The 14,290-nt window shown below is 55.2% G+C and carries 11 protein-coding genes; 1 reads left to right on the top strand and 10 read right to left on the bottom strand.

Going from position 1 to position 14,290, the window contains the following annotated elements:
- Positions 1 to 25: 25 nt before the first annotated feature.
- From mukB to cmoM, 4 genes are read right to left on the bottom strand one after another with little or no spacing between them, the layout of a single operon-like run.
- Positions 26 to 4,492 (bottom strand): chromosome partition protein MukB, encoded by a 4,467-nt coding sequence (gene mukB / locus NA986_RS17570; protein ID WP_079950928.1) that lies wholly within the window; start codon positions 4,490 to 4,492, stop codon positions 26 to 28.
- Positions 4,492 to 5,196 carry a chromosome partition protein MukE gene (gene mukE / locus NA986_RS17565; RefSeq protein WP_000060025.1) on the bottom strand — a complete coding sequence of 235 codons (705 nt, stop codon included), beginning with the start codon at positions 5,194 to 5,196 and terminating at the stop codon, positions 4,492 to 4,494. The genes mukB and mukE overlap by 1 nt, the downstream gene beginning before the upstream one ends.
- Complete coding sequence (gene mukF / locus NA986_RS17560; protein ID WP_001288828.1) at positions 5,177 to 6,499, bottom strand: chromosome partition protein MukF; 1,323 nt, start codon at positions 6,497 to 6,499, stop codon at positions 5,177 to 5,179. The genes mukE and mukF overlap by 20 nt, the downstream gene beginning before the upstream one ends.
- The gene (gene cmoM, locus NA986_RS17555; protein ID WP_001154025.1) at positions 6,492 to 7,295 is read right to left on the bottom strand and encodes a tRNA uridine 5-oxyacetic acid(34) methyltransferase CmoM; all 804 of its coding nucleotides are present in this window, start codon (positions 7,293 to 7,295) and stop codon (positions 6,492 to 6,494) included. The genes mukF and cmoM overlap by 8 nt, the downstream gene beginning before the upstream one ends.
- A 135-nt stretch (positions 7,296 to 7,430) precedes the next feature.
- Between cmoM and elyC the strand changes: the two genes are divergently transcribed.
- Complete coding sequence (elyC, locus tag NA986_RS17550) at positions 7,431 to 8,207, top strand: envelope biogenesis factor ElyC (protein WP_000899563.1); 777 nt, start codon at positions 7,431 to 7,433, stop codon at positions 8,205 to 8,207.
- On the opposite strand, the gene NA986_RS17545 is transcribed toward elyC, so the two are convergent.
- The 6 genes from NA986_RS17545 to msbA all read right to left on the bottom strand — a co-directional run bounded on the left by NA986_RS17545 (position 8,187) and on the right by msbA (position 14,266).
- Positions 8,187 to 9,080 (bottom strand): YcbJ family phosphotransferase, encoded by an 894-nt coding sequence (locus NA986_RS17545; protein ID WP_023216577.1) that lies wholly within the window; start codon positions 9,078 to 9,080, stop codon positions 8,187 to 8,189. The two genes, elyC and NA986_RS17545, sit on opposite strands and share 21 nt — an antisense overlap.
- Positions 9,081 to 9,290: 210 nt before the next feature.
- Positions 9,291 to 10,037, bottom strand: a complete 747-nt coding sequence (gene kdsB / locus NA986_RS17540; protein WP_000011576.1) for a 3-deoxy-manno-octulosonate cytidylyltransferase — start codon at positions 10,035 to 10,037, stop codon at positions 9,291 to 9,293.
- A complete protein-coding gene (ycaR, locus tag NA986_RS17535) occupies positions 10,034 to 10,216 on the bottom strand; it encodes a protein YcaR (RefSeq protein ID WP_000350061.1) in 183 nt (60 codons plus the stop codon). Before ycaR ends, kdsB begins: the two co-directional genes overlap by 4 nt.
- A 51-nt stretch (positions 10,217 to 10,267) precedes the next feature.
- Positions 10,268 to 11,500, bottom strand: coding sequence for a winged helix-turn-helix domain-containing protein (locus NA986_RS17530; protein ID WP_023216578.1), 1,233 nt, complete (start codon positions 11,498 to 11,500; stop codon positions 10,268 to 10,270).
- Positions 11,501 to 11,543: 43 nt separating this feature from the next.
- Positions 11,544 to 12,521, bottom strand: a complete 978-nt coding sequence (gene lpxK / locus NA986_RS17525) for a tetraacyldisaccharide 4'-kinase (RefSeq protein WP_000561699.1) — start codon at positions 12,519 to 12,521, stop codon at positions 11,544 to 11,546.
- Positions 12,518 to 14,266, bottom strand: a complete 1,749-nt coding sequence (gene msbA, locus NA986_RS17520; RefSeq protein WP_000551246.1) for a lipid A ABC transporter ATP-binding protein/permease MsbA — start codon at positions 14,264 to 14,266, stop codon at positions 12,518 to 12,520. The genes lpxK and msbA overlap by 4 nt, the downstream gene beginning before the upstream one ends.
- Positions 14,267 to 14,290: the final 24 nt, after the last annotated feature.

Below are 14,290 nucleotides of genomic sequence, written 5' to 3'. Positions count from 1 at the left end.
GGGCACTTCATCGTTTCTGCCGTGTTTAACTCGCTTCTGAAGGCGTATCTTCCGTCTGCGTACCGGGAAGCGTTTCCGGAAGCTGCGGCGCAAAGCCACGCAGCCCGACAACATGAACATGCTCAGTATTCTGAAACACTTTACGCACCAGTTTATACGTCGTGCCCTTCTCCGGACTGATGTTTTCCGGCGCAGCGATGATGAGCTGCATCTGCAAACGTTCACATAGTTCAAACAGCGTGGCGATAGAGCGCGCATCCAGACGCGCCGCTTCATCGAGGAACAGCAGGCGACATGGCGAAATATCTTTCCCGCGCAGTCTGCGCGCTTCGTCTTCCCAGCTTTGCACCACCATCACCAGAATTGACATCCCGGTCCCGATAGCTTCCCCCGTTGATAGCGCGCCGGATTCCGCACGCAGCCAGCCGTCGGACCCACGGTTAACTTCAACTTCCATTTCCAGATAGTTACGGTAGTCCAGCAACTCCTCGCCGATGGTCTGCGGCGTGCGTTGCCCCATATCGATCTGCGGATTCAGGCGCTGGTACAGTTTCGCCAACGCTTCAGAGAAGGTCAGACGATTGCTGTTAAACAGATCCTGGTGCTGCTCCTGCTGTTCTGAAAGCACATCCAGCAAGGTAGCATGCGTTTCACGCACGTTGACGTTTAACCGCACGCTATTCACCTGGCCAAACGAGACGCTTTGCAACCCCTGGTTCAGCATACGGATACGGTTCTGCTCACGCTGGATAGTCTTGCGGATAATGTTTGCCACGCTGCGGGAACTGATCGCCAGCTTTTGCTCACGCGATGTCAGCTCTTCCGTCAGACGGCTCAGCTCAATCTCCATTTGTTCAATGGCTTCAACCGGATCGTCGGTACGAATAATATCCTGACGAATACGTTCGCGCAGATGCTGGTAAACGGCCACAAAGAACTGGATTTTACGTTCCGGGCGTTTCGGATCTTCCGACAGACGCAATACGTCGCGCAGATGTTCGTTATCCGCGACGGCCAGGCGCAGCGCGCCCAACGCCTTATCCGACATGGAGCGCAGTTCATCCGCCGACAGATAAGCCAGCTCACGACGGTGCAGACGGCGTTCCACGCCATTGTCTTTCACCATCCGCATGACTGCGCACCAGCCGGCTTTCGCGGTCACAACCTGCTCGCGCATTTCATGATAATCGCGCTCCAGCTTGCGCAGCTTACGGGTCAGGTTCTCCATCTCCGCTTCGCAGAAGGTGAGCGCTTTCTCAAGCTGATTGCGACGCGAACGGTTATTGCTCAACTGGGCGTGCAGTTCATCGCGACGCTGGCGGGCACGCTCTTCCGCCCCGCTGTCGGCGCGAACGCCAATATCCTGTAATTCGCGCTGCAAATCGTTAAGCAGCTCTTTTTTCGTGTCGTAAGAGCTTTTTAGCGAGGCCAGGACCTGGCTGTACTGACTTAACTGCGCGGCATGGCTGCGCAGCGCTTCGCGGGCGCGGGTACGCTCGGCTTCCGCCTGCTCCAGCCGCTGGCGCAGCTTTTCGTTGAGATCGCTGTTGCCGCTCAGCATTTCCGCCGAGTCGGAATAGCTGAAATGCGCCCGACGTTCGACAACTTCAGCCAGAGCAAAAGCCTGCTGGCGCGCGTCGCGCTGCATTTGCTGCGACCATGCATAGTCTTCTTTTAACTGCTCAAACTGTTCCGGATCGCTTTGCAGAACGGAAACCACCGGCTCCAGTTTGGCTAACTGGTTGCCATATTGCTGCACAAATCGCGCCGCTTCCTGCGCCTCATCCAACCGTTCCTGAATTTCATCGACCCGATCGGCCAGCGTTTCATCGGCCAATAAATTCAGCCGCGGCAGCAAACGGTTAAGCGCGGAAACGCCCTCTTTCGCCTGCTCAAACTGAAGGCGCTGCTGCTGGTTGTCGTTTTCATGCGTCGCCAGCGCGCGCTCCAGCTCGACGCGACGCCCGTTCAGTCGGCGAATTTCCGCTTCCGGATCGTCCTCAAAGGCAACGGAAAGGTGGCTACCGATAAAACGGCTGAACGCCTGGTGCAAACGCTGGGTTTTCTGCACGTCAAACGAGAGCGTGGCAAAGCGCTCGGAAAGCACTTCCCGTTCCGCATGGAGACTTTCAATACGGTTCTCGCGCGCCGCGCGGCCAAAAATAGGCAGCGACGGGAAACGCGAATAACGCCATTGGCGGTCGGCAATTTTCACGACCACCGCTTTTTCCAGCTCGTCAACGCTGAATACGCTGTCATCAAAAGACTGCGGATCGCCTTCGATCAGGTACAGATCTTCCGGGCAGTCGGTCAGACCTTCAAGCTGTTCGGCTATTTGCGATAAATCCGGTACGACGATCGCATGGCGCGACGGGCCATACAGTGCGGAGAAGTACGGCGCATCTTCAAGACTGACATCGTCGTAGATTTCCGACAGCAGTACCCCGCCAAAACGCTCCGCCAGCGCATTCAAACGCTGATCTTCCGCGCCGCCCGGCTGGCTTAAACGTTCGATCTCTTCATCAACCGCATTTTTACGCGCGCCCACTTCGTCGCGTTCGACAATGGCTTCGCGCTCACGCTCCAGTAGCTGTTGCAGGTATTCGGTCACTTCCTGGCTGGACGTAAACTCCTCGCCGCACTGTTCGCTAAGCTGGTTAAGGCTGTTTTGCGCCGCCAGCCAGACGGGCGCGCGCCGCATCAGATGTTGAATACGCGACTGAAGCTGCTCCTGCTCCTGACGCAAGGCCATACGCTGTTCGCTGGCTGACGACACGCTCTCAGACAAGGACGCGATGCGGGCTTCCAGCTCCTGATGCAGCGCTTCCAGTTCGTCAATATCAAAATTTTTGCCCTGTCGCTTACAGAACTCCGCCAGCAGACGTTCCGCCTCTTGCTGCTCGCGCAGCCGCTGTTCCAGTTCGCTCAGGCGCATCCGCAGCGGCTGTACCTGTTCCGCCAGATGACGCTGGTTCACGCCGTCCCGTAACAGCTCGCGCGCCACGTCCCAGGCTTCGCTACGCGCCAGCGGGCCGTTGATCGCCGCTACCAGCTGATAAGCCTGCTCAAACTGACTGTGCGCGGTTTGCGCCACGCTCATTTTTTGTTCCAACGACAGCAGTTTTTCCGTAGCTTCCTGTTCTTTTGCCTGGAAAGTATCCAGCCATTCGGCGGCGCTTTCCGGCGTTAGATCAGGCAGATGGCAAAGTTCTTTAGCGCGGGAAAGCGCTGATATCGCCTGATTATACTGAATCGCGCGCGTTTGCTGTACATCCAGCGCCTGCTGGTAATCCGCAAGCTGGCTTTTGAGTTCATCGACTTCCAGCTCGGCGGCTTCGGCACGCGCTTCATTTTCGTCCTGCATTTCGGCGGCTTCCGCCACCACTTCGTTTTGCTCTTCGAGTCGAATCTGCAGCTCTTCAAGATCCGCTTCGTAGCGTTCAATTTTTTCCTGCTGGCGCAGCGCGGTTTGTACCAGATTCAGGTGATCGCTCGCCGCCTGGTAATCCGCTTCAAGAGAACCTTCGGCGCCGTTATGTTCGCCCAACTCACGGGCCATATCGACGTGCTTGTACTGCTCCGCCGCCAGTTGTTTGCGCGATGTGTACAGTTCGCGTCGAAACGCCAACGCCTGATCAAGGTGAACCCGACGCTCATTGGCGTGGCGCATATAATCCGCCGCCACATAATCGGTGGCTTCGCTGATCAAATGCTTAAACAGATCGCGATCGGATTGGGTAACACGAATCGCTTCCAGCGTGAGTCGGTTCTCGCGCAGCGCCGCTTCCATATCCTGGAACGCCTTGCGCACGCCGCTGTTTTCCGGCAATAAATAATCGCGTAGCGACCGGGTAATGGCGCTGGAGATCCCGCCGTACAGCGAGGCCTCTATCAAACGATAGAATTTACTACGATCGGAAGCGGAGCGCAGACGACGGGCGATAATCCCTAAGTCAAACATCAGCGAATGATAATCGGTGATGGAGTTAAACTGCTTAAACTGCACGCCTTCCATCTCGTCAAGCTTGTCTTTCAGCTCAGCAAGCGACAGTACGCGCGCCTGACGTTCGTTTAATGTCTCCGTCACCAGTTGTGTCGGCTGTACCGACATCGGCAGCCCCTGGATAGCGAACGGTTTGATGTCCACTTTGCGATCGCGCCCAGCGACCTGCTGCAGACGCACGCCGACCACCACCCGCTGATGGCGGGAATTAATGGTGTCGAGCATGGAGTAACAGACGCCCGCCTTCAGCTTACCGTGCAGACCTTTATCGCGCGAACCGCTGGTGGCGCCGGCTTCCGTGGTGTTACGAAAGTGCAGTAATGTGAGATCCGGGATCAGCGCCGTGACGAACGCCGCCATCGTCGTGGATTTCCCGGCGCCGTTGCCCCCGGATAACGTCGTGACCAGTTCATCCAGGTCAAAAGTGCGGGCAAAAAAACCGTTCCAGTTAATCAGCGTTAGCGAGCGAAATTTACCGCGTTCAATCATTATTCTTCCTCTCCACTGTCCGGCTGACTCTCTTCGGTCTCATCATTAAGTTGCAGATGGTTTTCAATGGGCATCGCTTCCCCGTCGCGGATGAGACGACGTTGCGCCTCGCGAGGATCGTCGCCGGCGCGGACATCCGCGCCAAAGCGGAAGACCGATTCGGTAATGCGGAATTTGCTGCTGTCGTGGCCCATAAACCATACCATGCCTAAACGACGCAGGCGGTTTAAAGAAGAACGCACCTTTTCCTGCAGTTTCTGACGATCAACGTCAGATCCCGTCGAGCGGTTATTCACCAGCTTTAGCAGTTTGGCTTCGTCCGCAAGGGTAAGCAGCTCGTCGTACAACTCCTGCTGAGTAAAGATCCCTTCGTTGGCCAGACGCTCCGGGCTAAGATAGAGGTAGCAGAGAATTTTACCGACCATCATATCCAGTTCGGATAACACCGAGCGCGGGATAAGCGTGGTAGAACGCGGACGCAGGTAGAAGAACCCCTCCGGCGCGCGAATCAGTTCCACGTTATAACGCGCGTAAAACTCTTCCAGGTATTCCTGAAAATCCATCAGAAAGGCATGATTATCCAGTTCGTCCAGCCCGATGTGGCGGCCCGAACGTAATGCGCTATCCAGCGCCGGAAATAACGGATTCGCCAGCGCCTGCGCCAGCTTAACCGGCATCACTTGTTCAATATTTGTCAATGACATGCGCCTGTACCTTGGCTCCGTAATCATTAATCGGCTGCCATTTGGCTGGCAGTCCGGTGAAATCTGCTTGCGCTACGCCAAGACGTACCGCTTGATCGATAACAATACGCGCCACGTCGAAATGACGCGCGCGCGGGTATTGCGCCAGATACTCGCGCACCACCAGCCCAAGATCCAGTGGCGTTTGTCTGGTTTTGTAGATAGCCAGCTGTTCTTCAATGATGGCCGCTAACTGCTCACGGATCTCGTTAAACTCTTCATATTCCAGATCCGGCGGCAACTCCCCGGTGACTTCATCGTCACGCAACGCCATCTCTTCATCGCGCATATCCAGCAGACGATCGGCATTCGCGTAGGTTAGCGCCCACGGATCGTCAAAATAAGTCTGTACGGACTGGCGCAACCGCTGGGCGAAGACACGGTTTTTATCCATATCGATCGCGGTACGGATAAATTTATGCACGTGACGATCGTAACCGATCCATAAATCAATAGACTGCTGACCCCAACTGATAATGCGGTCGAGTTTACTTTGTAAGTCAAACACCAGCCTGTCGACAAAATGCAGATCGTCGTGCGTCATCGTGGCATCCTGAATGCGCAGCAGGTTAGCCTGTAGCTTATCGCCCGCCGCCTCCAGCGTATCCTGCAACTCGCGCAGCGTACCGGACGTTTCGGAAAGCAGCAGTTCACAGCTGGAAATCGCCGCCCGCCAGTCTTTATTCAGCAGTTGTGCGATATCGTCTTTCACCTGCTGCTGCTGTTCATCCATGATGCGCTGGGTGAGATCGATACTGTCGAAAATCTCCGCCACCGAATATTTCAATGGCGCGTAAACATTGCGATGCCAGTGGAACTCATCGCCACCCTCCGCTGCCGCATCCGCCGCGCGCTTCAATTCGCCGGCCACAATCGACAACTGCATAGAAAGACGCAGCGTAGAGAATTCACGTTGACGAATGTAGTAATCGGTGATGCCAATCCCGAGCGGGGTTAATCGGTAAATCGCATTGCCTTCCGCCTGCTCGCTGGTAAAGCGGTTCAGCAGACGTTGACGCACCATATCGTTAATCGCGTTATTAGCGCGCACGCCGATGGTTTCGCTGGTTTGCTCAAACGCATCACTCACATGGCGGAATGCATCCACCAGCTCGCCTTCACTCATCTCGCCGTCAAGGCGTTCGCCGTTCAACGTGGCGACCGCCAGCAGAAAGGAAAGTCTGTCTACCGGCAGCGAGATGGAAAAGTCGTTTTTTCTGGCCCAGGCAACCAGTTCGGGGACTGTCTGGGAAAATTCACTCATAGGTTATCCTTGCATCTGCGGCTAGCGCCGGGCTTTTAATCGCGGTGACATGAATGTAGCGCCCAAGGCTAATATACGGCTCCTGGCGGCAATAACGCGTTTCCAGTTCGACCAGGGTCTCATAACAGTCACGCTGCTGGTGTTTTTCACGCAGATAATCATGAAACACACGCACGCCGGTTTTACCGGTAATCTGCCAGCCAATCGCCTCCAGCCACTGGTACACCTGCGCGGGGTCGCGCGGGTAGTCAGGCGACAGCGTGCGCTTCTTGCGTTTAGGCATCCCCGCCTGCACGTAGTCAAAATTACCCGCCACCATATTGTGCATCAGCAAACCGTTAGCGTTATAGAACATCAACGACAGCGCGCCGCCAGGGCGCAATACTGACCAGAGCGTTTCTAATACGCCGACAGGATCGGCTACCCACTCCAGCACAGCATGAAACAATATCAGATCAACCGGGCTTTCCAAATGCGAAGCGACGTCCTGAGCCGGGCATTGTATAAAATGCATGTCTTTGCTCACACCTTTTGCCTCGGCCGCCTGCCGCGCGCGGGCGATCATTTCGCCAGACAGATCGCATAACGTCACCTGATGGCCGCGTTCCGCCATCTTAATCGCCGTTTGCCCTTCGCCGCCGCCGGCATCCAGTACCCGCAGTTTTCGCCCGCCAATCTCCTCCAGCACGCGATCCAGGTCTTGCCACAGAATGGCTTGCCGCAGTTGTCCTTTGGTCGTGCCGTAAATGTTACGGGAAAACTTTTCAGCAATGTCATCAAAATTGCGATCCTGCATCGGACTCTCCACAGGCTGGCTCAGGCGTTATCTGATAAAACCGCTATTTTGTCACAGCCGCGGCGAGAATGAACCTGTCTGGTGTAATATCAGCGTTAATCCTCCGCTATATGGTTAAAAAAGGAACCAAAAAGGATGCTTTTTACGCTAAAGAAAGTGATTGGCGGTATGTTATTGCCGCTTCCGCTGATGTTGCTGATGATTGGCGTCGGCCTGGCGCTGCTCTGGTTTAGCCGCTTTCAGAAAACCGGAAAAGTATTTATCAGCGTAGGTTGGCTGGCGCTATTGCTATTAAGCCTGCAACCCGTCTCTGACCATTTGCTGCGTCCGATAGAAAACCGCTACCCTACCTGGCAGGGTCCGCAAAAGGTGGAATATATTGTGGTTCTCGGCGGCGGCTATACCTGGAACCCGCAGTGGGCGCCGAGCTCTAATTTAATTAACAACAGCTTACCGCGGCTGGCGGAAGGCATTCGGCTGTGGCGCGCGAATCCGGGAGCCAGGCTGATTTTTACCGGCGGCGTAGCAAAAACCAATACGGTAAGCACGGCGGAAGTCGGTGCGCGGGTGGCGCAGTCGCTGGGCGTACCGCGTAGCGATATTATTACGCTGGATAAGCCAAAAGATACGGAAGAAGAAGCCGCCGCCGTTAAGCAGGCCATCGGCGACGCCCCTTTCCTGTTGGTAACCTCCGCCTCGCATTTGCCGCGTGCGATGATTTTCTTTCAGCATGCCGGGCTGAATCCGCTTCCCGCGCCGGCGAATCAGTTAGCGATCGATTCGCCGCTCAATCCCTGGGAGCGGGCAATTCCGTCCCCGGTCTGGCTGATGCACAGCGATCGCGCTGGGTATGAAACATTAGGGCGACTTTGGCAATGGCTGAAAGGCATATCAGGCAAGCCAGGGGAGTAATGATTTCGCCGCCAGATCAAAATTGGTACGGTTAAAACGTCCGGTATTGACCAATTGCGCAACCTCGTCCCACAGCACATAGAGCCAACGCCGCCAGATGAAGGACTCCGCCACTGGCGCGCGTTGCAGATAATGCCAAAGCAATCCCTCCGCCAATGGATTATCCATCAGGCGAAACAGTTCGAACTCTCTCGGCGCCCACAGCATCAGCCCGGGGCCGACCATCGCCAGAAGCTGATCGCTACGGGCGTCTTTAAGCATACTGCGCAGGCAGAAGTTGCCATGCACCAGTACGCAGTTGTCGTTAAACCCTTCAAATAACGAAGGAAGACATTCTCTGGTACGAAACAGAATGCGTCTGTCCTGCATCGTCAGACCGGTATTGCTGAACTGATTTAGCGTCGTCCACAGCACCTCCACCCGCTGACGATACCAGGAAGGCCAGATATTCTCCTGAGTATGGTCTACGGCGCCAACGCAACCGCGGCTATCCTGCCGATGCCAGGCTAACAGCCCTTCGACAATCTGCTCTTTTAGCTGTTCCCAGCGTTCCGGAGTGCGCGCCGGCGCCTCGACCGGCACACCGCGCAGTCGTTCCAGTAGCAGCACATCCGGACCAGGATGCTCTTCATGCGTCAATACGCCATAGATTACCGGCATCCTCACCGTACCGCTACGCGCCAGCATTGAGGTTTTCCAGGCCAGTTGCTGCGCAACGCCGGGAGTGGTAAAACTTCGCGCCATCAGCGGCATCGGAATGCCCTGGCTGTCATATAATGACCACAATGCGGAATCCGCTTTCTCATTCACGCACTCTATACGGCTAAGTTTTTCACCCAACAAATGACTGAGTTCGGCCCGCAACTGTTCCATTCCAGATTACCCCCATTAGTGCTACTGCTTTAATAATGAGCGTCGTATGGACAGATGTCACCCGTATCAGATCAAGGGAAGAAAAGAAAAATGAGGAAAATCGTAACGGTACGAGAAAGCTGCCACTAGTGAGCAGACGTGAGTATTCATCTTTGCGCTACCATACCGCGCTGTTCATGACCGTCTAAGACGATCATGAACAGGATCATGTTAACGCATTTCAGCGCGTACGCGCTCCAGGTCGTCGGCGGTGTCTACGCCCGTACCGGGCACCGCTTTGGCGACGGCGACATGAATTTTTTCGCCGTACCACAGCACACGGAGTTGCTCCAGCATTTCAATATGTTCAAGCGGGCTGGGTTGCCAGCTCACGTAACGGCGGATAAACCCCGCGCGATAGCCATAAATGCCCAGGTGACGAAGGCAAGTATCCCCTACCGTTTCCAGACTTTTTGCAAAGCGATCGCGATCCCAGGGAATCGTCGCCCGGGAAAAGTAAAGCGCATAGCCTTCAGCATCCAGCACGACTTTTACCGCATTCGGGTTAAACGCTTCTTCGGCGCTGTGAATCGGCACCGCCAGCGTCGCCATGCCAACCTGGCGCTGCGCCAGATTTTCCGCGACCTGGCGAATAATAACCGCCGGGATCATCGGCTCATCGCCCTGAACGTTCACAATAACGGTATCGTCGCTGAATCCGCACTTCTCTACCACTTCCGCCAACCGTTCGGTGCCGGACTGGTGATCGGCGCGCGTCATGCACACTTCGCCGCCAGCCGCTTCTACCGCACGAGCCACGTCTTCATGATCGGTCGCGACAATAATGCGTTCCGCGCCAGATTCGCGCGCCCGCTCCAGGACATGAACAATCATGGGCTTACCATTAATATCCACTAATGGTTTGCCTGGCAGTCGGGTAGATGAAAAACGGGCCGGAATGATGACGACGAAACTCATGATTTACTCTCATCAGATGTCAGGGCGCGAGCTTCATTTTCCAGCAATACAGGAATGCCGTCGCGTAACGGGAAAGCGAGATTGTCCAGTTTGCAAATTAATTCTTGCTGTTCCTGGTTATACCAGAGTTTGCCGTTACATACCGGGCAGGCGATGATTTCAAGCAGACGATGATCCATAGTTCCTCCAGATGGACCGGATTGTGAATCCTTCAATATTAACATAATCGGTTAGGGTGCAGGGTCTATTTCCCAGCCATGACGCATGGCGCTAAACAGGCCTGGCGGACATTGTCCCAGCGTCACGCGCGATGCCCGTTGCCAGGCAGCAAACGCGCTAATAGCCTGCCAGATTCCTTTTTGCAGATTAACGCCAGGACGAATATCGTCCTCCAGATACAGCGAGATAACCTCAAGCACCCCCGTTTTACGATGCATTTTGGCATCCATTCGCCCGACTAAACGGCCCTGGTATAATAGCGGCAGCACAAAATAACCGTACTGGCGCTTCGCCGCAGGCGTATAACATTCCAGCCGATAGTTAAATCCGAAAAGCTGCGCTGCCCGCTTGCGATCCCATACCACAGGATCGAAAGGCGACAGTACTGCGCTATGGGTCGCCTTTAAGGCGTTATTCAGCGCCGGTTCCAGCTGCGAAAGAAGATCGGCATGAAGCCACATCCGCCCCAACGTTTCCACCTCGACCGGAATAATCTGCTGCTGTTCCGCCCGGCTCTCCCGCCATCCCTTCAGGTCAGGACGTTTCAGGCGGTAGTAATCCGCCAGCCACTGTTCACGGAAAATCCCCAGACTGCGCGCGCTATTATCCAGCATCAGACTTTCCGCCTGCGGCTGTGACAGTCCATCGCGTTCATCATCCCAGTGCGGCATCACACGGGGCGTTAAATCATATACACGTTGAAAATTACGCCGCTCAACAACCATGACTTTTCCGGCGGTAAATAAACCCTCAAGGTGGCGTTTATGTGGTTTCCATTCCCACCAGCCGCTGACGCCTTTCCGCGCATGTTCAAAATCGGCAGAACGCACCGGACCGTGCTCCTGAATATGCCGCACTAGCTGTTCTATTTCTTCCGCGTGCTCATGCATCCATGCCGCGCGATATTTCCAGCCCATCTTTTCCGGCGACAGCATACGATGGCGGATAAGTTTAAAGTCGCGGCGTGGCAAGAAACAGGCCTCATGCGCCCAGTATTCCATTAACTCGCCGCGTCGCAGCGCCTCATCCAGCCAGGCCTGCGGGTACGAACCGAGACGGCTAAACAGCACCAGATAGGGGCTACGTGCGACAACATTGATGGTATCAATTTGCAGCAACGCCATGCGTGAGATGGCGGCAAGAACATCGCCAGGCAGCGCGTTACGGCGCGGCTTTTTCAATAGCCCCTGCGCAGCAAGGTGAAGACAACGGGCCTGGGAAAGAGAAAGGTACGGCAATGACATTCATGACTCCATAAATTCATCACTGCCGCTGCATTGGGGGACGCTAGCGAACCAGCGAGGTGATATGTTGAAGCAACTTATCAGGCTGCTCACCGGACAAACGCGCATCAACCGGTAAGAACCACCAGTTATCTTCGGCAAAAGCACGGCATTTCACCGCGTCTTTTTCCGTCATTACCAGGGTCTGCCCTTCACCGACCAACGCCTGAACGTCAGCAGGGGCGAGCGTTTGATGATCGGCCAGCGGGACGCACTTTTGCGGATGCGCGCCACAGGCTTCCAGCGTGGCGAAAAAGCGCGGCGGATGACCGATGCCCGCCATCGCCACAATATTGCTCAGTTGCGCCACATCGCAACGCGCTCCCGTACGTAAGTTCACCGCCAGTCCAGGCGCTAGCTGCATGGGGATTTCGCCCGCCCGGGCGACGCCGCCATTCACGATAGCGGCGTCTACGGTTTTCAGGCGACTGGCGCGCTCGCGCATAGGACCGGCAGGAAGCCACCAGCCGTTGCCAAAACGGCGCACCCCGTCAATCACCACAATTTCAATATCTCGCGCGAGTCGGTAATGCTGCAACCCATCGTCGGTGATAATAATCTGCACATTATGCGCCGCCAGAATCGCTTTCACCGCCGCGGCGCGTTCAGGCGCTACCGCGACAGGCGCGCCGGTCCGTTGATAAATCAATACCGGTTCATCTCCCGCTTCTGCGGTTGTCGTCTCCGGCGTCAGAAGTAGCGGATAAGCGGCAGCTTTCCCGCCGTAGCCGCGGGAAACGACCCCCACGCGCACGCCACGCTGTTGCAGCTTTTCCACCAGCCAAATGACTACGGGGGTTTTACCGTTACCGCCAGCCGTAAGATTCCCTACCACAACCACCGGTACCGGCGCTCGCCAGGCGCGTTTCAAACCAAGCTTATAGCTCAGACGAATCGCCCCGCTCACCAGGCCATACAGCCAGGAGAGCGGCAGCAGTAACCGCCATAGCGGGGATTCACCCGACCAGATACGCGCAATCATTGGCCAAATTGCATCTTATGTAGCTGGGCGTAAACGCCGTGTTGCGCCAGCAGCTCGCTATGAGTGCCGCGCTCAACGATAATACCGTCTTCGACTACAACGATCTCATCCGCCTGTTCGATGGTGGAGAGACGGTGCGCAATCACCAGAGAGGTACGGTTTTTCTGCAGCTCATCCAACGCTGCCTGAATCGCACGTTCAGATTCGGTATCCAGCGCGGACGTAGCTTCATCAAGGATCAGAATCGGGCTGTCGCGCAGTAAGGCGCGGGCAATTGCGATACGCTGGCGTTGACCGCCGGAAAGCAGTACGCCGTTTTCGCCGATGATGGTATCCAGGCCATTATCCATCTTGTTGATAAAGTCCATGGCATAGGCCATGCGCGCCGCCTCTTCAATCTGCTCGCGGCTATATTCTTCCGTCCGGGCATAAGCAATGTTATTGGCGACCGTGTCGTTAAACAGATGCACGTTTTGCGAAACGAGCGCCACCTGATTACGTAGAGAGGCCAGAGTGTATTCGCGTAGATCGTGACCATCCATCAGGATGTGTCCTTCATCAATATCGTAGAAACGGGTGATCAGACTGGCGATAGTTGATTTACCCGATCCGGAACGCCCCACCAGCGCCACGGTTTTCCCGGCAGGAATTTTCAAATTGATGTTACGCAATGCCGGCACTTCACGGCCCGGGTAAGTAAACGTCACATTGCGGAATTCGAGATCGCCGGTCGCGCGGTCAATGACACGTTTACCTTCATCTTTCTCCTGTTCGCTGTCCAGAATCGCAAACAACGTCTGACAAGCCGCCATCCCACGCTGGAACTGCGCGTTAACGTTTGTCAGCGATTTTAATGGACGCATCAGCGCGATCATGGAGGAGAACACCACGGTGATGGTCCCTGCCGTCAGGCTATCCATTACGCTTGGGAAGCTCGCAGCATAGAGGACAAACGCCAGCGCCAGCGAGGCAATGAGCTGAATGATAGGATCGGAAATTGACGAGGCAGAGACCATTTTCATGCCTTGCAGTCGCATCTTATTGCTGACTTTATCAAAGCGTTTAGTTTCGACTTCCTGACCGCCAAAAATCAGTACCTCTTTGTGTCCTTTCAGCATTTGTTCAGCGCTGGTAGTCACTTGTCCCATCGTGTTCTGCATATTTTTACTGATGCTGCGGAACCGCTTTGAGACAACGCGAATCGCAATCGACACAATCGGCGCTAAAACAACCAGGATGATTGACAGCTGCCAGCTGTAATAGAACATCATGATAAACAATCCGATGATCGATGCCCCTTCACGCACCACGGTAATCAGCGCGCCAGATGAAGAAGAGGCAACCTGTTCTGAATCGTAAGTAATACGCGACAGCAGCGTACCGGTAGACTGTTTATCAAAGAAGGCGACGGGCATTCCCATCATATGGCCAAACAGGCGACGGCGCATGGTCATTACCACCTTGCCTGACACCCATGAAATACAGTAGCTGGAGATATAGCTAGTGATGCCTCGTAATATCATCAGCCCAATAACCACCAGCGGCATCCACAGCAACACTGAGCGATCCGTTTTACCGAAACCATCATCCAGTAATGGCTTGAGGAGCGATAGCATGAAGGTATCGCTGGCTGCGTTGAGAATTAACGCTATGCCCGCCACGATCAGACCTGCTTTAAAAGGCGCTATGGTTGGCCACAGTCGGCGGAAGGTCTGCCACGTAGAGAGATCTTTATCGTTATGCATTCAAAAAACCAGCATTTGTTGAAA

Origin of the sequence: Salmonella sp. NW177 (assembly GCF_051811585.1) — a bacterium.
In the GTDB taxonomy this organism is placed as follows: domain Bacteria; phylum Pseudomonadota; class Gammaproteobacteria; order Enterobacterales; family Enterobacteriaceae; genus Salmonella; species Salmonella enterica.
Note: the sequence above shows the minus strand (reverse complement) of the source record. Positions and strands in the feature narration are given on the sequence as shown.

Coding starts and splice junctions, on each gene's coding strand:
- msbA (WP_000551246.1), bottom strand. CDS start 14,266: ATGCATAACGATAAAGATCTCTCTACGTGGCAGACCTTCCGCCGACTG.
- cmoM (WP_001154025.1), bottom strand. CDS start 7,295: ATGCAGGATCGCAATTTTGATGACATTGCTGAAAAGTTTTCCCGTAAC.
- mukB (WP_079950928.1), bottom strand. CDS start 4,492: ATGATTGAACGCGGTAAATTTCGCTCGCTAACGCTGATTAACTGGAAC.
- kdsB (WP_000011576.1), bottom strand. CDS start 10,037: ATGAGTTTCGTCGTCATCATTCCGGCCCGTTTTTCATCTACCCGACTG.
- NA986_RS17530 (WP_023216578.1), bottom strand. CDS start 11,500: ATGTCATTGCCGTACCTTTCTCTTTCCCAGGCCCGTTGTCTTCACCTT.
- lpxK (WP_000561699.1), bottom strand. CDS start 12,521: ATGATTGCGCGTATCTGGTCGGGTGAATCCCCGCTATGGCGGTTACTG.
- ycaR (WP_000350061.1), bottom strand. CDS start 10,216: ATGGATCATCGTCTGCTTGAAATCATCGCCTGCCCGGTATGTAACGGC.
- mukE (WP_000060025.1), bottom strand. CDS start 5,196: ATGTCATTGACAAATATTGAACAAGTGATGCCGGTTAAGCTGGCGCAG.
- NA986_RS17545 (WP_023216577.1), bottom strand. CDS start 9,080: ATGGAACAGTTGCGGGCCGAACTCAGTCATTTGTTGGGTGAAAAACTT.
- mukF (WP_001288828.1), bottom strand. CDS start 6,499: ATGAGTGAATTTTCCCAGACAGTCCCCGAACTGGTTGCCTGGGCCAGA.
- elyC (WP_000899563.1), top strand. CDS start 7,431: ATGCTTTTTACGCTAAAGAAAGTGATTGGCGGTATGTTATTGCCGCTT.